At 56.6% G+C, this 18,517-nt stretch carries 16 protein-coding genes and 1 tRNA gene; 8 read left to right on the top strand and 9 right to left on the bottom strand.

Annotated features, from left to right (window positions below; translation table 11 throughout):
• Positions 1-6: 6 nt before the first annotated feature.
• The gene (locus GC165_14105; protein ID MBI1334002.1) at positions 7-2,160 is read right to left on the bottom strand and encodes a hypothetical protein; all 2,154 of its coding nucleotides are present in this window, start codon (positions 2,158-2,160) and stop codon (positions 7-9) included.
• A gap of 64 nt (positions 2,161-2,224) precedes the next feature.
• Between GC165_14105 and GC165_14110 the strand changes: the two genes are divergently transcribed.
• A tRNA-Met gene (locus tag GC165_14110) sits at positions 2,225-2,301 on the top strand.
• A gap of 45 nt (positions 2,302-2,346) precedes the next feature.
• Here GC165_14110 and GC165_14115 read toward each other — a convergent pair.
• On the bottom strand, positions 2,347-3,519 hold the full coding sequence (locus tag GC165_14115) for a cation:proton antiporter (protein ID MBI1334003.1): 1,173 nt from the start codon (positions 3,517-3,519) through the stop codon (positions 2,347-2,349).
• A gap of 217 nt (positions 3,520-3,736) precedes the next feature.
• On the opposite strand from GC165_14115, the gene GC165_14120 reads away from it, so the two are divergent.
• Together GC165_14120 and GC165_14125 are read left to right on the top strand one after the other, a co-directional pair.
• Positions 3,737-4,675, top strand: coding sequence for a prepilin-type N-terminal cleavage/methylation domain-containing protein (locus GC165_14120; GenBank protein ID MBI1334004.1), 939 nt, complete (start codon positions 3,737-3,739; stop codon positions 4,673-4,675).
• A 100-nt stretch (positions 4,676-4,775) separates the two neighbouring features.
• On the top strand, positions 4,776-5,849 hold the full coding sequence (locus tag GC165_14125; GenBank protein MBI1334005.1) for a hypothetical protein: 1,074 nt from the start codon (positions 4,776-4,778) through the stop codon (positions 5,847-5,849).
• On the opposite strand, the gene GC165_14130 is transcribed toward GC165_14125, so the two are convergent.
• Positions 5,846-6,769, bottom strand: coding sequence for a pyridoxal-phosphate dependent enzyme (locus tag GC165_14130; GenBank protein ID MBI1334006.1), 924 nt, complete (start codon positions 6,767-6,769; stop codon positions 5,846-5,848). The genes GC165_14125 and GC165_14130 overlap by 4 nt on opposite strands.
• A 40-nt stretch (positions 6,770-6,809) precedes the next feature.
• Here GC165_14130 and GC165_14135 point away from each other — a divergent pair, with 40 nt between their 5' ends.
• The 3 genes from GC165_14135 to GC165_14145 are packed head-to-tail and all read left to right on the top strand — an operon-like array spanning position 6,810 to position 10,840.
• A complete protein-coding gene (locus GC165_14135; protein MBI1334007.1) occupies positions 6,810-8,681 on the top strand; it encodes a hypothetical protein in 1,872 nt (623 codons plus the stop codon).
• A gap of 60 nt (positions 8,682-8,741) precedes the next feature.
• Entirely contained in the window at positions 8,742-10,397 is a 1,656-nt protein-coding gene (locus tag GC165_14140; GenBank protein ID MBI1334008.1) for a hypothetical protein, read from the top strand.
• A gap of 47 nt (positions 10,398-10,444) precedes the next feature.
• On the top strand, positions 10,445-10,840 hold the full coding sequence (locus GC165_14145) for a tautomerase family protein (protein ID MBI1334009.1): 396 nt from the start codon (positions 10,445-10,447) through the stop codon (positions 10,838-10,840).
• On the opposite strand, the gene GC165_14150 is transcribed toward GC165_14145, so the two are convergent.
• From GC165_14150 to GC165_14160, 3 genes are read right to left on the bottom strand one after another with little or no spacing between them, the layout of a single operon-like run.
• Entirely contained in the window at positions 10,824-11,006 is a 183-nt protein-coding gene (locus GC165_14150) for a hypothetical protein (GenBank protein MBI1334010.1), read from the bottom strand. The two genes, GC165_14145 and GC165_14150, sit on opposite strands and share 17 nt — an antisense overlap.
• Positions 10,988-11,710 carry a prepilin-type N-terminal cleavage/methylation domain-containing protein gene (locus GC165_14155; GenBank protein ID MBI1334011.1) on the bottom strand — a complete coding sequence of 241 codons (723 nt, stop codon included), beginning with the start codon at positions 11,708-11,710 and terminating at the stop codon, positions 10,988-10,990. Before GC165_14155 ends, GC165_14150 begins: the two co-directional genes overlap by 19 nt.
• Before the next feature lie 42 nt (positions 11,711-11,752).
• A complete protein-coding gene (locus GC165_14160) occupies positions 11,753-12,430 on the bottom strand; it encodes a PEP-CTERM sorting domain-containing protein (GenBank protein ID MBI1334012.1) in 678 nt (225 codons plus the stop codon).
• A gap of 183 nt (positions 12,431-12,613) precedes the next feature.
• Between GC165_14160 and GC165_14165 the strand changes: the two genes are divergently transcribed.
• Together GC165_14165 and GC165_14170 are read left to right on the top strand one after the other, a co-directional pair.
• Entirely contained in the window at positions 12,614-13,297 is a 684-nt protein-coding gene (locus GC165_14165) for a GNAT family N-acetyltransferase (protein MBI1334013.1), read from the top strand.
• A 52-nt stretch (positions 13,298-13,349) separates the two neighbouring features.
• The gene (locus GC165_14170) at positions 13,350-15,749 is read left to right on the top strand and encodes a phosphoesterase (protein MBI1334014.1); all 2,400 of its coding nucleotides are present in this window, start codon (positions 13,350-13,352) and stop codon (positions 15,747-15,749) included.
• A 1-nt stretch (position 15,750) separates the two neighbouring features.
• Here the strand turns inward: GC165_14170 and GC165_14175 are convergent, their stop codons facing one another.
• Genes GC165_14175 through GC165_14185 form a run of 3 tightly spaced genes read right to left on the bottom strand, consistent with a single transcriptional unit; the run spans position 15,751 to position 18,517 of the window.
• The gene (locus tag GC165_14175) at positions 15,751-17,166 is read right to left on the bottom strand and encodes a serine hydrolase (GenBank protein ID MBI1334015.1); all 1,416 of its coding nucleotides are present in this window, start codon (positions 17,164-17,166) and stop codon (positions 15,751-15,753) included.
• Positions 17,167-17,220: 54 nt separating this feature from the next.
• A complete protein-coding gene (locus GC165_14180; protein ID MBI1334016.1) occupies positions 17,221-18,033 on the bottom strand; it encodes a helix-turn-helix domain-containing protein in 813 nt (270 codons plus the stop codon).
• Positions 18,034-18,058: 25 nt separating this feature from the next.
• On the bottom strand, positions 18,059-18,517 hold the full coding sequence (locus tag GC165_14185; GenBank protein ID MBI1334017.1) for a hypothetical protein: 459 nt from the start codon (positions 18,515-18,517) through the stop codon (positions 18,059-18,061).

The raw sequence follows: 18,517 nt of genomic DNA on the forward strand, positions 1-18,517 counted from the left end.
GAACAGCTACAGGGCAAGCCAGTTATCTGGCCGCAAAGGAAAATGCACTTGGCCCCGCAAAGCGCGGCCAAGATTGTCCACCAAACCGACATAGCCGTGGCCAATATTTGGCGGCATCTGCGAGACGCCCAAACCAATCAGGCATCGCTTGCCACCGCCAAGCTCCACAACTGCCACCGCCGCGTTCGACTTTAGATCGATGATCGTGCCGTCAAACGTCAGTTGATCGCCATCGACCTGGAATCCGGCTCTATCACAGAGGCTCTTCAGTTCGGGCATAGTTGCCGGATTGCCGATCAGGAACTTGCCATCGAGGGTACTCAAATCAGCCGTCGTCTGCCCGGTGAACGACTGCAAGTACTCCGGATGCTTGGCATCCCGCACGATTTGGACATGTCCTTCGAAGTCGCCAAATGACGCAAAGATCGGATCGGGTCCAACCCGAAGCGCTCGGTGGTACGGATCGAAGTACACCTTCTTTGCCCCAACGCCGATTCCCTCGATCTTGAAGTTCCCTTGGGGATCAACGTTCTTGGTGTCCAGCATCTTCACTTCCCGTCGGCCCGAGGCATCTTCAAACCAAAGGTCCACCGGCATTCGAAAAGTCGGGCCGGACCATGCAAGTTTTCCGCTGAAGACGCCCTTGGCAAAGGAGCCGGAGGCCAGCTTCACATTGGCGTATCCCGGACGTCGAAACCAGTCGTTGAAGAAGTCCTTCAATTCGAACTGGGGCAGCTTCTTCAGCACCACGGCCTCAAATCCCTCCCATTCGGCTGGTTCGCCCTTGGGATGGTTAGCGATCCAATCGTGCATGCATCCGACGAGGTTCTGCGTTCCCACCAACTGTTCCAACATTGCCAAGACAAGCGCCCCTTTTCCGTAGCCGAGCGAGCCAGCCGCCGCGCCTATCGACGCGCCGGAGGCCATCAGGGGAGCTTCGTTATAGTCCTCCTGCGGCATCGATACGGTTTGGAAAAGCATCTTTCGATCGTCCGTATTGCCAATAGCGACTCCACGTCGGAAACATCCTTCCGACCAGTCGGCGAAGCTCTCATTCCAAAACGACTTCAGGTACGTGTTCGGCATGATTCCGCCCCACCAGGTGTGCGATGGCTCGTGAGCGTCTTCTTCGGGTAGGCCGCCGCCATATGTGGCGTACGAGTACGCTTCTAGCGCGCCTCCGCCATACGACGGGCTGTCCAGGGCCCCGTAGGAATCGAACGGAAACGGGGCAAAGTTGCGGCTGTAGAAGTCGATAATCGGTGCGTACAGCTTCGGCTGAAGCTTCATTCGGTCCACACTGACACGCGGGCTCCACATCTGCAGGGTTCGACCGTCGATCTTTTCCGCCACATGCTTAGTCTTCAGCACTGTCAGGCTCCAATAGATCGCCGGAAGTTCCATGTCGAACTTCTCTGCTTTGCCATCCTTGCCTACGTAGTTGCCTTGCGCCACGACCGTGTACTCATTCGAAGGCGGCACTACCGAAATCTCGTAGGTGGCGGGCATCCGGTTCGCCATCGGATACCAGTAGTCGTTGGTCAGCGTGATGACTTCCGGCGTGATCGACCCCGCATAGTCGGGGAGATTGACTATGCCCGTATAAGTCACATTGAGCTTCACATTGCCCGGCTTCAGTTTTGGAATCATCACGATTCCGCCGGTCTGCTTGAACGGGACTGCCTTGCCTCCGTCCGTGATCGAACTTACCGTGTAGCACGGCGAGAATCGGAGCAGGTGAAACTTCTTCTGGTTCGGCGAGATCTCCGCAGAGATCTCGTCGGTTAGGAACGCCTCCTTCTTCGCAACATTGAACGATACATGAACCTTGTGATGTCGAAGCCGAATGCCGTCCTTGTCCTGCTCGTCGATGTACTTCAGCTTGGTGCCCGCACGCTCGAAGAGTAGTTCGCCGATATCCTCGGAAGTGAGCGGCGTGGTGAAGACTACAAAGTCGCCGATACCGTCAATCTTTAGCGATTTGGCGGTCCAACCGAACTTGCCGACGTCGTATGCTCCGCCCCGCAAAACCTTGAATTCGTGCCCGTCCCCGGTCGAGTACTTGGCGAGTCCGGCGATGTCCTTTTGCTTGGCGAGAGAGGTCAAAGTGTCGAGCGACGGCGACTGTTGCCCAAGCAACAAAAGAACGAGTGGAACCATTCAGTGTTTAGTATCGCCCAAGTTGCACCGAAGATTCCAAAACAGGTATCTTTTTCGAGCGCGTGGCGACGTAGCTCAGTTGGTTAGAGCGAACGGTTCATACCCGTTAGGTCAACAGTTCAAGTCTGTTCGTCGCTACCATCCTTTCCCCCTCACTAACGAAAGGATTTCTTGGCGCGAATCACCCTATGCCGAGTCCGATGGGATCGTGCTAACCTTGTCGTCCCTTACGAACCATTTCAATATTGGAGCCGCTACCACCGAGGTCAGAAGCGACATCCCGACCAAGAGCGAGTAAATATCCTTGCCGATCACTTTGAACTGGAATCCGAGTCCGGCGACGATGATCCCAACCTCGCCACGGGGCACCATCCCCATCCCCACCACTTTACGGTTCTCCTTAGCGCCCAACCAAGCTCCCACGTACTTACCTGCAATCGCCAGCACGGACACCAGCAAAAGATTGCCGATCGCCCCAAAGTTGTTGAAGGCCATGATGTCTACGTTCAGTCCGGCGGAAATGAAGAAGAATGGCACGATGAACTCGTTGAGGTCGATGACCTTTTCGTGAATCCACTCCTTGTAATCCGTCTCGGCCAACACCGTTCCCACCAAGAACGCGCCGATGATGGCGGCCAAGCCGAGCTTGTTTGCCAGCACAGCCACGCCGATGCACAAAGCGATCGATAGCGACCAAATCGAGAGCGGGCTCATGGGCTTATCGAGCATTCGGCTGTTCTTCCGCGCGAATCGTCGTCCTAAGGTCGCCATCAGAACGATGAATCCGAGCGACTGGACAATCACGATCGCGATCGACAGAATATTCACCCCCTGACCAGTTGAAAGGGCGGACACGATGGTCAAAACCAACATCGCCAGGACGTCGTCGATGACCGCCGCACCGAGAATGACCTGGCTGTAGGTTCGGTCAATCACCCCTAACTCCTGCAAGACCTTCGCTGTGATGCCCGCGCTGGTGGCGATGAAAGCCGCCGCGACAAACGCCGCCTGGTTGTTGGGAAAGCCCGAAAAGTGCGCCCAGGCAAAGCCAATGACGAACGGGAAAATGACGCCGAGGATGGCAACCACCATCGCCTCCTTCCCTACCTTGCCGATCTTCTCGAAAGGCGTCTCAAGGCCGACCGAGAACAGCAGGAACGCCGCACCAAGCTCGCCCAAGTCATAAACGATGGAGTTCGGTTCTCCGCCGACCCACCCGAGCATCGACTTGCCGACGACGATTCCGCCAAATATCTGGCCAACCACGGAAGGCATTTTCAGCCGCATCGCAATCTCGCCGCCAATGATCGCCGCCATGTAGGCGACGAAGATGGTGAGCAAAGTGGCGCCGTGATCCATTAGTGTTCTTACTCAAGATTGTACGCTTTCGTTGCCGTTCCTCACCGAACTAGACCACCCAGCAAAAGCCCCCGCAAGCCTGCCAGGTTTGTTAACGTAAGGTTAGCGGCTTGTTAAAGTCCCATTAACCTAAAGTTAAGCCCGCGTTAACCCCAGATTCCTGAAATCACACTATTTGAGTTGTAGGGAGCCCGAAAAGCTCTCACATGGTGTTCAAATGAGAAAGGCCTTCACGCTCATCGAGCTTCTCGTGGTTATCGCAATCATCGCGATTCTTGCCGCTATTCTATTCCCGGTCTTCGCGCAGGCCAAAGCTGCTGCCAAGAAGTCCGCTGACCTCAGCAATCTTAAGCAGATCGGCACCGGTACCATGCTGTACCTCGCCGACTACGACGACATGCTCTATCCGCACCGCTTTAACTGTAAGGTTAACGGCGCGCTTCAGACTTGTTCGCAGTACCTCGATGGCAACGGCAACCTCACCGCCGAAGCTTCGAAGTTCAGCGGCGGTTCCGAGCAGCGATACTACTGGATGTTCATGCTCCAGCCGTACATGAAGAACAAGCAGATTTTCCGCAGCCCGATCCAGAGCGACGCTTTCGCCGCGAACGAGGGCCCGGTTCTCAACTGCACCGGCGCTGGCTGCATCGGTACCAACTACGGCGGCCAGAACAGCTATGGTCACAACGATGGATGGCTCAGCCCGGCTGATCCGTTCGACGCTTCCGGTCAGGGTCTCGCTGCTGCGGTTAGCCACACTTCGATCAACAGCCCGGCAGGCATCATCATGATCGCCGATGCACGCTACTATGGCGCGGTTCCGGACATCATGAACGAATCCGGCAAGCTGGACCTCACGAAGTTTACGGGCACCGAGCTCACCGACATGCAGAACTTCATCAACAACCAGGGCGGCCAGTACAAGTACTACTGGAAGAACCTCGGTGGCGCCAACTGGAGCTACACCGGTGGCGAGTCGGGTCCTCTGGCGGCTGGCGCGGGTACGGCTAAAGCCTATGCCCTCGGTAAGGCTTTCGCGGGCGGCACGCTCAACGCTCAGTTCGCCGACGGCCACGCGAAGAACATCCCCTACGACCGAATCATTGGCGACATCTGCCTGTGGGCCGCGAAGGGCATCTCCGCTTGCGGCGGCTAGTCCTCACGACGCAAAATTGATCTCAAAGCCACCCCAAATTGGGGTGGCTTTTCTTTTGACTTCCATCGTCTGCCGACCAAGGCTGTATGATGAAAATACAATGTTCTCCCTGTTGGCGATTCTTGCCGGATCAGGTGTTCCTAAACCCCTTCGCCAAATCGTTTTCGACGCCAAACCCATATCGGTCTCCAAAAAAGGCATCGTGAAACCCAATGGAGACGGTGGCCTCTATGTCTACACCATCGATTCAGGCAAAACCAAACTCCTGTTTCGCTCCCAGCAGATTCTCTCGAACCCGCGATTCGTGGACTTCAAGACCGTCCTGTATGTTCAGCACGATTCCAAATCCAACGCCAACGAGCTCTACACCTACGACCTAGAGTTGCGCGCCCGCAGAAAAAGAGGCTCGCTTCCAGAAGGTAGCGTGGAACGACTCGAAATCTATTCGGGAGGCTACGTTTTTGTGTCCTACTTAGTGCCCGATGGAAAATACACGGACTGCGATCCTCGGCAGATCGTCGTCCTTAAGGACTACCGACCATACTACGCCCCCAAGCAACTTGTCTCGGACGCCACTCTCGATCCCGACGGCAAAAGCATCCTCATGGTCAAAGCTGACCATTCCGGCTTGACCCATTGGTCGCCCGGACAACCAAATGCGACGGAAGTTCCGACACCGACGGACAAGAGGATCTACTACACCGGCGGCAATGGCAAAGACACTTTTGCCCTCGCCATCCAAGAAGACGGCTTCGACTTTATCCATTCGGGAACGGTGAAAAGTGCTCCAATGCCCGAATCGAAGGACGAAGACTATGGACCGGCCTTCTTCTACGATCCAGGATTCGACCATTGCTATCCCGGCTGGACTAAGTTCAAAAAGGACCAAAACCAGTTTTTGCTATTCGCGCACCACGGAATGTCAGACGGCTGGCATGCCCTCACCTTCTCCTTCGATCCCGACCATTCGAAAGTGGAATCTCTGTGCATGGGTCAATATATCGGTCCTGGACCGAACGCCAAGATGATCACGATATACAATCCTTGGATCGGACCTTATAAACGCGGTGGAGCGAGGGTTGGTCGCCTTTTCCTTACCAAGCGAGACGACCTGCAAGACGCAAAGCCCCTGACGCCGCAAACACTCGATGTCGGAGACGCCGACGGAATCTAAAGTGACGACTCGAAGTACAAATCGCCATCGAGATACTTAAGGCCAGAATCGCAGATCACGGTGACCACGCGGTGGCCGTGGCCCAATTCTTTCGCTTTCTGAAGCGCGGCCCAGACGTTGGCCCCCGATGACGTTCCACCGAACAATCCTTCCTTCTTCGCTAATTGCCGTGTGGTCTCCATCGCGTCTTCGTCGCTGACCGGAACCGTGCCATCGCACAAATCATCGCGGAAGATGCCAGGCACAAAGCCGGCTCCCATGCCTTCTAGGCGGTGGCCGCCCTTCGGCTCCTCACCCGCAATCACCTGAGACGCCATCGGTTCGACTGCGTAACATTGAACCAGTGGCAGATGCTCCTTAAGGTACTCCGCGTTCCCCGAAAAACATCCGCCGGTGCCGACTCCCGCCACAAAGGCGTCCAGCCGTCCCTGCAGTCCACCCAAAATCTCTTTGCCCATAATGCGGTAGGCCCGCCGATTATCGTTGTTGTTGAACTGGTCGGTAAAGAAGTAACCCGGTTCGTCGGTCAGTTCCTGCACGCGGTCAATGCACTTGGCGATCAATTCCGCCGTGATCTTGCCACCTTCACAAGGGATGATCTCGACCGTGGCACCGAACGCCCGCATCGTCCTCAGCTTGCTCTCGGCGAAGGCATCGGACGAGACGAAATGCGCTTTGTAGCCCCGCGCCGCGCAAACCATCGCGAGCGAACTGCCGGTGCTGCCGCCCGTGTAGTCGACCACGGTCCCGCCCGGCTCCAGCAGTCCGATCGACTCCGCGCCCATCACCATCGCGAGCGCCATGCGATCCTTCATGCTTCCCGTCGGGTTGGCGCCTTCCCACTTCACCCAAACCTCGGCGTCGTCCGGCCCAGGCAAGTGCTTGAGCTGAATCAGAGGCGTATTGCCGATGGCGTGGATCATGGGGCCATGTTACCCACGGATCAGGTTAAAATGAGCCATGCTTGTCGCCGTTGTCTTGCTCGCCTTAGCTCCCCAAAAACTATATCTTGGCGAACGAGGGAACGACGCCAATGACGGCCTTTCGGCAAAGAAAAGCCTACGGAGCTTCGAGCGGCTGACGGAGGTCATCCATAGTCTTCGTTCGAAGGATTCTAGCGTGCCGATCGAAGTCCACCTTTCGGGCATGCTAAGAACGACAACGCCTATCGACCTCGGACCCGACTACTCAGACGTTGACATCCTAGGCGAGGAAGGAGCCAACATCTCGGGAAGCGTCGTCCTGACTCATGCCAAGGCGGACCAATTTAATGGACAGGAATGTTGGAGCGCTGAGGTGCCCGATGGCGTTAACCCCAAACAGCTTTTTTGGCACGGCAAGCGCCTCCCTCGTCCTCGGCTGCCCGAGACCGGGTTCTATCAGTTCGCTGGCTATCCTGAAGGTCAGGAAAACGTCGCATGGAATAGCGGTCAAACCTCAATGCGGTTCCGAGCCGGAGATATCAAAAACTGGAAGAATCTCGATCAAGTGGAGATCGTCGCCCACCACTATTGGGTCACCTCGACTCTGCCCATCAAGTCCGTTGACGAGAAAACGAATTCTGTCGAGTTCGCAAAGAAAAGCGTTTTCAAACTCGCCGACGATTACACCGGAGCATGCGCCCCTTACGTGGTTGAAAATGTCGCCGAAGCATTCGATAAGCCGGGAGAGTGGTACTTCGACAAGCCAAGCCGCAAGGTCTATTACCTTCCCATGCCAAAGGAACGGCTGCAGGATTGGCGACCCGAAGTACCTGTCACGCCAATCCTGCTCAAAGTCCACGACAACCAAAACTTTGGACTCGACGGCGTGCACTTAACCGGAACCCAGTGGGACTACCCCGCCAGTCAATCCGGCGATGGCCAAGCGGCAGTTGGCGTGCCTGGCGCGATCCAACTCTCCAACGCCAAACAGACAACGATCAGCAACGTAAAGCTGACCAATCTTGGCACCTATGGCATTGAACTTCTAGGTGGGTGCGAAGGCGCTAACGTTATCGGTTGTCAACTGATGGACCTAGGTGGTGGCGGAATCAAGATTGGGCACAACACGTCCGAGACGTTCGTCCAGAACTGCATCATCGACGGCGGCGGGCGAATCTTCGCACCAGCAGTTGGGATCTGGATTGGAAATAGCGGAAATAACACCGTCACCAACTGCGACATCCATGATCTGTTCTACACAGGTGTCTCCGTCGGCTGGTCATGGGGTTACGGGCCAAGCAATGCCGTCAAGAACGTCATCGAGAACAACCATATTTGGGACATCGGGCAGAGCGAGCTCTCCGATATGGGTGGCATCTACACCCTGGGTGTCTCCCCCGGAACAATCCTGCGCCATAACCGAATCGACAACGTACAAGCCCGCGGTTACGGCGGCTGGGGAATCTACACCGACGAAGGCAGTAGCGGGATACTGATCGAAAACAACATCGTCACCAATACCAAAACCGGCGGGTTCCACCAGCACTACGGCAAAGAAAACATTATCCGCAACAACGTCTTTGCGTTCGCAAAACAAGACGGCCAAATCATCCGAACGCGTGAAGAGGACCACATCAGCTTCACCTTCGAGCACAACGTGGTCCTCTGGAAAGGAACCGAGCTCCTTGGCGGAAACTGGAAAAACGGTCAATACGTATTTGGCCACAACCTCCTGTGCAGAGAGGATGGACCCGTCCACTTGCCACCTGGCGACCAAGGAAGCGAAATTGTGCCATCGATGAAGCTGGGCGCAGCCTTCATGCCACCACCGGAGTTAGCGAAAAAAGTCGGCTTCAAACACTTCGGAACCGACAACATGGGCGCTTCCAAATTCAATCTGCCGGACTAATTGTTAAGAGACCCTTAAGGCCCCCTCCACCGCAAAAATACCGGCAGGTATTCTGAACCTGTGACCACGTTCCTTGCTATGCTCGCCCTCGGCTCTGCCCAACAGGGGCAGGCGTCCCGAATCGGAATCAACCCTCCCAAACTGGTCGTCCTCTTCTCCATCGACCAATTCCGTGGCGACTACGTCGAGCGGTTTTACCCGTACTTCCTACCTTCCAAGTCGGGCGGCAAACTGGGCGGTTTCCGATATCTGATGGATACCGGCGCAGACTTTCGCAACGCGATGCACAATCACCTGCCGACTGCCACCGGCCCTGGTCACGCAACCCTCATGACCGGCTCAGAGCCGGCGTACGATGGCATTGTGGGCAACGATTGGTTCAACCGGACCACCGGTAAATCGATGTATGTGGTCTCCGACCCCGACGTCCAGACCGTTGGCGGTACCAGCGGACCGATGAGCCCTAAGAACCTCACCGTCACGACGGTCGGCGATGAACTTAAGATGGCCACCAACGGCAAGTCTCGCGTGGTTGGGGTTGCCGTCAAAGACCGCGCCGCCATCCTGATGGCCGGGCACGCCGCCGACACCGTCATCTGGTGGGACAATGGCACCGGTAACTGGGTCACCAGCACGTGGTACGCACCCAACAAACAGTTGCCGTCCTGGGTTTCCAAGTTCGACTCTGAGCGACCGTGGGACAAGTATGCGGGCAAAGTTTGGGAGCCTCTGCTCTCCGACGACGTCTATTCGATCTCGCGCCGAGCGCCCGCCGAGAAGCCAGCCGCCAATGGCAAGCCTTTCTCGCACGCCATGAGCACCAAGGTGGACAAGTCGCTTTGGGGACCGATGATCACCAGCCAATACGGCAACGAGCTGACCTTCGATGCCGCCACCCACGCCGTGGATAACGAGCAGTTGGGCCAGCGCGACGTCCCCGACATCCTCGTGGTCAATCTCTCGACCAATGACTACGTCGGCCACCAGTACGGGCCAAACAGCCCCGAGGTCATGGACATCACGATCCGCACTGACCGCCTTCTCAGCGAATTCTTCAACCACCTTAACGCCAAGGTTCCGGGCGGCATGGATAACGTCGCCGTCGTCGTCACTGGCGACCACGGAGTCGTGCCTATCCCCGAGGAATCCAACGACGTCTACAAGACCGGTGTGTTCCGTGGTCTCGGCGATGAAGTGAAGGAAACCGCCCAGAAGGCGCTCACCGCCAAATTCGGCGAAGGATCGTGGCTGATGGGCGACGGTCTTTATGAACAGAACCTTTATCTGAACCGCGATTTGGCCGCCAAGAAGGGCCTTAATATGCCCGAGGTCGAACAGGTCGCCGCTGACGCCGTCGCCAGTGTGAAGGGCGTCTTCGCCGCCTACACACGAACCCAGATCATGCACAACCAGGTCCCGCAGGTTCCCTTCCTCTCGCGCATCGTCAACGGTTTCAACACCCAGTTGGGCGGCGACGTATTCATGTTAGAAGCGCCGGGAATCTACCCCGATGGTGGAACCGGAACCGGCCACGGCACGGTGTGGGACTACGACGCCCACGTCCCGATCTTTTTCCACGCGAAGGGCATCAAGCCGGGCAACTACCTCAAGCGAGTCCACACGTCGGACATTGCGCCGACCATCTGCCGCCTCCTCGGCATCGAATCGCCAACCGGAAACGTTGGCGTGCCGCTCGTCGACACTATCTCGAAGTAAGTCGGAAGCCCTTGCCTTCGGGCAAGGGCTAAGTACAATTAAGCGAAATGCCCAACGTCCTCATCGAGGTGCGACGCCAGTACCCGCCGGAGCAGGAAACTGCCCTCATGGCCGCCGTCCACGCCGCCCTACGGGACGCGTTCAAGATTCCGGCTCACGACCGAACCATTCGGCTCGTCACCCATGATCCACATCGCTTTGCCGTTTCTCCCGAACTGGCCAAACCAGAAGCCTACACGCTCGTGACCATCGAGGCCTTCTCCGGTCGGTCGTTGGAAGCCAAGCGAACCCTTTACCGGGAAATCGTCGGCAACCTCGAAAGGCTGGCGATTCCCAAGGACCACGTCACCATTGTTCTCCACGAGATTCCGACGGAGAACTGGGGCATCCGCGGCGGGCAAGCCGCCTCGGATGTGGAACTCGGCTTCAAGGTCGATGTTTGACGAGCCGCTCCGGCTTGTCTTCCTTTAACGCCATCGACCCCGCCTGCACCTTGATCTTCGCGATCTCAGCCGAGTCGTCGCTTGAGGAGAACCGCCAGGCGATCACCCCAACAACGACCGCGGCGACCAAGCCCACGGTCCACAGCGCTACTCGCTTCCGGTCCATAGCCTTGCTTCCTTCATAGAAGTCAGCGCCCGAACCTTCACATGCCCATCGGCGAAAAGCACGCCGGTGTGCGATCCTCGAAAGCGCGGCCACAAATGGCCAAAGCTTAGGCCGTTCAGGGGCGGCGATCCTGCCCATTCCGCTGGTGGATAGATGCGGTAGTACCCAGTCTTCGGGCTCGTCGAATTCGTGCCCCAATAACTGCTTCCCATCAGCATCGCCTCCGAGGGGTAGCCGAGCGACGTCGCCGAGACCGGCACGAACTCGCCAGTTGTCTGGTCTTCTGGGCAGAAAAGCTCCTGGTTGTACCCCCAGCTCGGGCTTAGCCCAAAGAGATAGCCCCAACTGGCATCGGTCGCTTTCGTGCCGAGGAACGCCTGGCCCGCTGCATCGCCGGGAGAGAAGAAGATATCGTATGACTTCGTATAGCGTTGCAGGAGCCATGGCCACCGCCAAAGTCCGAAGTTAGTGGGCGTCGATACCTTGTTATAGTCGACGTAGTACAGCGGATAGTAGACGTCGTCGTTGTCGGCTAGATAAAGCTGGGTGGCGGTGCCGATCTGCCGCAGGTTGCTCACCTCACCGCTCTGTTTCGCCGCCACTTTCGCTTGGGCAAAGACGGGAAAAAGGATGGCGGCCAAAATCGCGATGATGGCAATGACGACGAGAAGTTCGATCAACGTGAAAGCGCGGGAATGTTTCATAAAGTGAAGTGCGGCCCGCCTTTTATGCGGGCCGCTGGTCGATCAGCTCTTCTTTCGCTTTCGAGCGAAGAGGCCGATAGAGAAAAGGCCTAAAGCGGCCAGGCTGGCCGGCTCGGGTACCGGCGCATATTCGACCCGACCGCTCCAGGACCGAGGTGAAAAAGTGTCAACGTCGAAAAGCTGATCGACGCCGGGATCAAAGCCGCCTCGGTAGCCCTTCGTCAATCCGGTCGAGATCGTCGCCGTTCCATCCGAGTAGCTGTGTGCCCCCGAGGAATATCCAATGAATCCGTCAGAGGGAAAGTTGCCGTTGGAGTCTGGCCCAGTAGCCAGGAACACTGCCAGGCCGATTGTCTGACCCGCACCAACCACGAACGTATTCCCCACATCGATCGTGGTGAAGGAACCCTGCGGGTTGGACGAGGCTACTGCGGACGTTCCCAAAAGTGTCCAGGCCGAAGCGTCGGTTTCCTGTCCCGAAAGAGCCGACGACTTGGTGTAAACCTGATACGAGTTCGACGAGCCTCCGGCGCCGCTGAGATTCAGGTCGAATCGCCCTGTCAAGAGCAGGTCGGTTGCCGAGTCGTTGGTGAAGTTGAAAAGGCTCCCCCCGTAGTAGGTTGTCGCCGAAGGAGACGCCGTTAGCCAAGTCTGGGCCGACGAAACGGCGGGAACGACGGCAAGCCCGATCATAATTAAGATTGAAGAGTTTCGCTTCATAGTGATTCTCGCGTGAGTTCCCGCTCGGACCACGACATCTGGCGGGGCTCACTTCAAGATTGTGCCGAGTCTCAATGCCCCGAGGTCCCACAAATCCAACGATTCCTTTTCAATCTTGACTAATTTGTATAGTTTCCTTACGCCGAGGGCTACGTTAGCCCACGAGATACAATAAGGACGGCGATGGCTGAAGTACCGGAAGACGTAATTTGGCGAACGATGACCGGCGTGCAAAGCCATTTTGCCATCGGTTCGGGCGGCGTCCGTCGCTATGCGGACGGATTCTCACCCATCCTCGTCTTTGCCGATGTCGCGAATCCCGACTTCGATTCCCTCATGTCTTGTTGTCAGCCTGGCGACCGATTCTACTGCGAACGATGGTCGGGCTCGCCTCCAGAAGGCTGGAGCATCGAAGCCGAGTCGACGATGTTCAAGATGATCTATGAGGGTCCAACGCCGGAACCAGTCGACGATGATGACATGGTCGAACTCGGTCCCCAGCACGCCCAGCAGGCGCTCGATCTCGCCCTCCTCACCAACCCCGGACCGTTCGGCCTTCGGACGTTGGAATTGGGTAGTTATTACGGTTACTTCGACGACGATCGCCTCATCGCTATGGCTGGAGAGCGCTTCGACGCCCCGCCGCTGCGAGAGGTCAGCGGCGTCTGCACCCACCCCAACTATGTCGGTCGGGGCTACGCCAAACGTCTCATGCATCGCGTCATGCGCGAGGAGATGGAGCGGGGCCAGATTCCCTTCCTCCATGTGCTCAGTCACAACGAAGTCGCCCATGGAATGTACCTTCGCATGGGCTTCCGCGACTCCCTCGAAACCATTGTCCGCATCGTCAAGCGTGTCTCCGCGTAAAGGTTTTGTTACGACACCTCTGGCGGTACCAAAGTTCTGGTAGCCTCGGAGCATGAAGTCCTGGAAGCCCATCCTCCTCGTCGGCAGCGTCGGTGCCACCATTGCCGTCGCCGCCCTCGGTCCCAAAATCGCGATGATGGTTCCGGGCATCCACCTTCTGTTTAATGGGTGGGGTGTCACGCCAGTCGGTGAGCACACCACCATCGGCGATATGTCGTTCAAGCTTGTGCTGTCGCCCGACGGTAAACAGGTCGTGACCACCTCCCAAGGCTTCAAAGGTGTTCACTTGACGAGTTTGGATCTCAAAACCCACGAAGTCATCGAAGACAAAACGCTACCCAAAGTCTGGAATGGCCTTGCCTTCTCGCCGGACGGAAAGACGCTCTACGTGGGCACCGGCAATGCGGGAGGAATCAGCAGTTTCGGATACGACCAGGGCAAATTCACGTCCAGCGACGGTCACGTCGACGAAAAGGGCGCGTTCGTTGCCGGTCTGGCGGTCAAGCCGGGCGACGGAGACCTTTACGCCTGCGACGAAGCCAACGCTTGCATTTGGCAGGTCGATCCAAAATCATGGGAGATCAAGAAGAAGATTCCCGTCCTCGCCAACCCGCACTCGTGCGCTTTCGGTGCCGACCCTCGTTACCTCTATGTGAGCGAATGGGGCTCCAGTAGCGTCGGCGTGGTCGATGTCCAAACGAGTGAAGTCGTCCGCCAAATCCACGTTGGTATCCGTCCAAATGATATGGTCGTCGCGCCCGACGGCCGCCTTTTCGTCAGTTGCGCCGGCGACAACACGGTCCACGTCATCCAGACCAAGACCCTCGAAAACGCCACCGACAAATCCACTCCAGCGACCCGCATTCCGGAAAACTCGCGCGAAATTCTCAACACCGCCATCGAGCCTACGAGCCTCGAAGGTTCCTCACCGGTCGGAGTCTCGATCAGTCCCGACGGCAAAACGCTCTACGTCGCCAACGCACTCAACAACGATGTGATGGTCGCCGACATCTCGGATCGAGAAGAGACCGAGATTCGCGGGTTCATCCCCACCGGCTGGTACCCAACGTCGGTCCTCGCTGCCGGTGATCAGCTTCTCGTTTCTGTCGGGAAAGGCCTCAGTTCGGTTCCCAACTATCCGCCTGCCAAAGGCTCACTCCAAGTCAAAGTCGGGGGAACATCGTTCAACTACATCGGCCAAACCCTTCAAGGACAGGTCTCGTTCATGCCTGTCCCCGACCGGTCGGCTCTCGACAAGTACACCGCCCAGGTCCGAACCAATACGCCTTTCAAGCTGGCCAACGTGATGACGACTGCCAAACCGAGCAACTCGATCGTCCCGAGCGAAGTTGGGAAAGGGTCCCCCATCAAACACGTGGTGTACGTAGTCATGGAGAACCGAACTTACGATCAGGTCTTTGGCGACATTGCCGAAGGAAATGGTGATCCTAACCTCTGCATCTTCGGCGAGAAAATAACGCCCAATCGCCACCGTCTTGCTCGCGACTACGTGCTGATGGACAACCTGTACTGTGACGGCGAAGTGAGCGTGGACGGCCACGCCTGGTCGGACGGCGCGATCGCCAACGACGCCAACGAGCGCGATTGGACTTCCAGCTACGCCAGCCATGGCCACGTCGACGGGAGCGACGATGTCCAGCTTGCCGCTTCGAACTACATTTGGGATTCCGCCCTGCGGCATGGCCTCACCGTCAAAGCCTACGGCGAAGGCACCCCGAACTACCTCGGCGGACGAGCGCTGGCCACGAACTACCGCGGCACCTGGAAGGGCAAGCGCGACAAAGATAAGGTGGATGGATTCATCGCCGACCTCAACCAAGGCGAGAAGGACGGCAAGTGGCCAAACTTCATGATCATGTCCCTCGGCGAAGACCACACCACCGGCACCAAGCCCGGGACGTTCACCCCGCAAGCCGCCGTCGCCAGCAACGACCAAGCCATCGGCAAAATCGTCGAAGCCGTCTCCAAGAGCAAGTTCTGGGATTCGACCGCGCTCTTCTTCATCGAGGATGACGCTCAAAACGGCCCCGACCACATCGATGCTCACCGCACGTTCGGCCTTGTGGTCGGCCCATATGTGAAGCGACACTACGTCGATCACACGATGTACACCACTTGCTCGATGCTCCGCACCATCGAACTCCTGCTCTCCCTCCCGCCGATGACCCAGTACGATGCGGCCGCTCAGCCAATGTTCGATGTCTTTACGAAAAGTCCTAAAGCCGAACTCTACGCCCTTGCCCCGGCGCAAACCGACCTGAACGCTAAGAACACCGCTCAGTCGATCGGCGCCGCAGCATCGGCAAAGATGGACTTCAGCGAGTACGACCAGGCGCCGGAAGACGAGCTCAACCGAGTGCTGTGGGCGAATGCCAAGGGCCCCGATGTTCCTTATCCGGGAATCGTTCGACGCTACGCAGCAACCCACTGAACTATCGCTTGGGATGGTAAAGGACTCGAAGAGCGATTGAGTTCGCGATCTCGTCCGCGCGCTGGTCGCCGGAGTTCATCAGAACGACGACTGCCATTTTGCGCTTTGTAAAGACCCTCACGTTTGCCGTAAATCCGCCCGTGCCCCCTTCGTGATGGACGTAGGGGCCTCCCAGACGTGATTTTCCGACGAGCCAAAAGTAGCCCAGTTTTGGATACAAATCGCCGTTAAGAACCTGATGGCTCATCGTCACGATTGGGTTTGAATCCTTCATATTGAACATTGCGTACTTCAACAGGTCGTTCATCGTTGATCGGACCGCCCCTGCACCCTCAATTCCATGAACGTTCCAGCGATCGGTTTCTTCACCTTTGGCGTCGTGAGGGGTTGCATACTGCCCTTCCATCTCGGTCGTCAAGGCAATTCCTGTATGCTTCATGGCCAAAGGCGACCACAGTTGCTCATTCAAAAGAGATTCGAAAGACCGATGATACGACCGAGCCAGCAGCAAGCCGCAAAGGCCTCCTCCCATGTTTGAGTAGGAGAACCTCGAACCCGGTTTTGCCGTCAATCGGATGGTTGCGAGGTCTGAAAGGAGACCTTCCGAGGTGTAACGATCATAGGCTTCTGCTCCGGCATCGTCGGGAATTCCTGGCGGATTGGCTGGAAGCCCAGAAGAGTGAGTGGCCAGATCGCGAAACGAAATCGGCTTTCCTTGGAATTCGAGATTGTCATATTTATCTGGAAGCAAAGTTCTGATGTCTTGGTCTAGGCTCACCCTCTTGTCTCCCACCGCTTTTGCGAGCAAATAGCCCGTCATGGTTTTTGTAATGGAACCAATTTCATAGACTGTGTTGGCAGTCGGAGCTTTGCCCGGTCGAGATTGACCATAATTCCAGACGCTCGTCTTCCCTTTCCAAATGAGGCCAATGGTAAGACCTACTGGATGGAATTTGCTGAGATAGTCTTGAACAGACGCGTCAACATCGCGATCAATGGCTGTTCGCAAGGGATTGTCAGAACCAAGCTTAGTCAGTGGAGCGTTTGCACTTTCCCAAGGACTGATCTTTAGGGAAAAGAACCGACTTTTCGACTCGGCCCCAAGGGTCAATCCGAGGACAAAATCGGGCTTCCCTTCGCTCTTCGCAACCACTTTGTATGTTCGTTCCTCGCCAAGGTCCAGAGAGAGGACCGGTTTGCCCAGCAATCCCAAGCCATGCACCTGCGCCACCAGGCGGGGAAACACTCCATGTGGAATAGTCTCGAAAAACTCTGGAAGAGCAAGCTTGGACAATTGATCGACCTCATTGCTGTTCACCAAAGCGACAACTTTTTCGGCGAGCAGATTTGCTTCGCGAGTGTCGGCGATACCCGACTTCGCCAGACATGCGGTGAGGGACACGAGCGACAAAACCATGACAATAGGTTGCGATAGATGGACCTATGAAAGCTTGTCGAAAACTAACATTCTTCAGGCTAGACTCCGTCTTCGAAAATCGGAAGGCGACATTCCCAAATACTCACGGAAAACGCGCGAAAAGTGCTGCTGATCGGCAAAACCAAGATCGCATGAGATATCGCCAATCGACTCACTCCAGGGCGCCATGCGGAGCCGCCTGCATGCTTCGGATAGCCTCGTCTGCCGAACATAAGAACCGATCGAAAGGCCATAAACCTTTCGAAAGGTTCGCATCAAATGAACCGGATGAATACCAATCTCCGACGCCAGTTGCCCAATAGAAATTGCCGAGTCCGAATGGTCGTGCAGATATTCTCTGGCCAAGGTCAACCAAGTCGGAATACGCCCACCCTCGTCCACAGTGGCTCGCGACGAAAGATCGTCGAATAGCTCGATCATCATTCCCTCCATGATCAGCTTGGAAGCGGCGTCGCATCGCCGGTACTCCTCGTAAAGCGATCGCCCCAAGGCAGCGATTGGTCCGTCGATAACGTCAAAGGCACGACAAAACAGCTTCGAACGCAACAAGGCTGTTCGTTCGAAAGTCGAGGCTCGAACAGAAACATAAAATCCGATTGCCTCCGACATATAGCGGGAGGCATGCCTCGTTTGCGGCGGCATGTAGGAAAAGGTCGACTCCCCACTCAAGACCTTACTTCCGTTGACTTCCGACTCGACTTGGCCAGACAGCAGGAGAGCAAAGTGAGCTTCTTCATGTTCGTGAAACGCCATATCGAAGGGTTCACAATGATGAATCTGCTGAAAGAAAATACCTTCGGTGTCGACGACGTCTCCAGAGACGAAGTTCGTCATTCGCTCATCCATCGCTTATCCTAACAAGCCTTGTGCCTTACCAGTGCCAGCCGTCGTCGCCAAGGAGCGTCTGTATAAAGTTCAATTGCCCGCTGTGGTACCAAAGGTGGAGGGCCATAAACCGACATCGCTCGAACCGATTGGTTTCGGAACCGTCAGACTGAATTGGCTCCAACATCTCCGCTTCGCTATAGCCTTCGACCGTCGCCAAAATCTTCTCTGACGACTTCTTAAAGGAGTCCACAACCGCTTGCTTCGAGTTCAACTCCGGTGGAGCCGTAATCCATCCGTCCGGCCACTCGAAAAGCTCTTCACCGCGAATCGTCAAGCCAATGTGGTCATTCACCATGTTCACTTCGTGCACGATATCCGCCACGGTGCGAGCCTTACCGCCAAATGATTTGCAGAACGCCTCTTCCGGCAGAGCCTCCAGGTCCTTCAAAAAAATCCCACACGCGCTCTTCAGAGCGTTGAACGCAATCGGCTTGACTTCCAT

Source organism: Armatimonadota bacterium, from assembly GCA_016125185.1.
Taxonomy (GTDB): Bacteria; Armatimonadota; Fimbriimonadia; order Fimbriimonadales; family Fimbriimonadaceae; genus Fimbriimonas.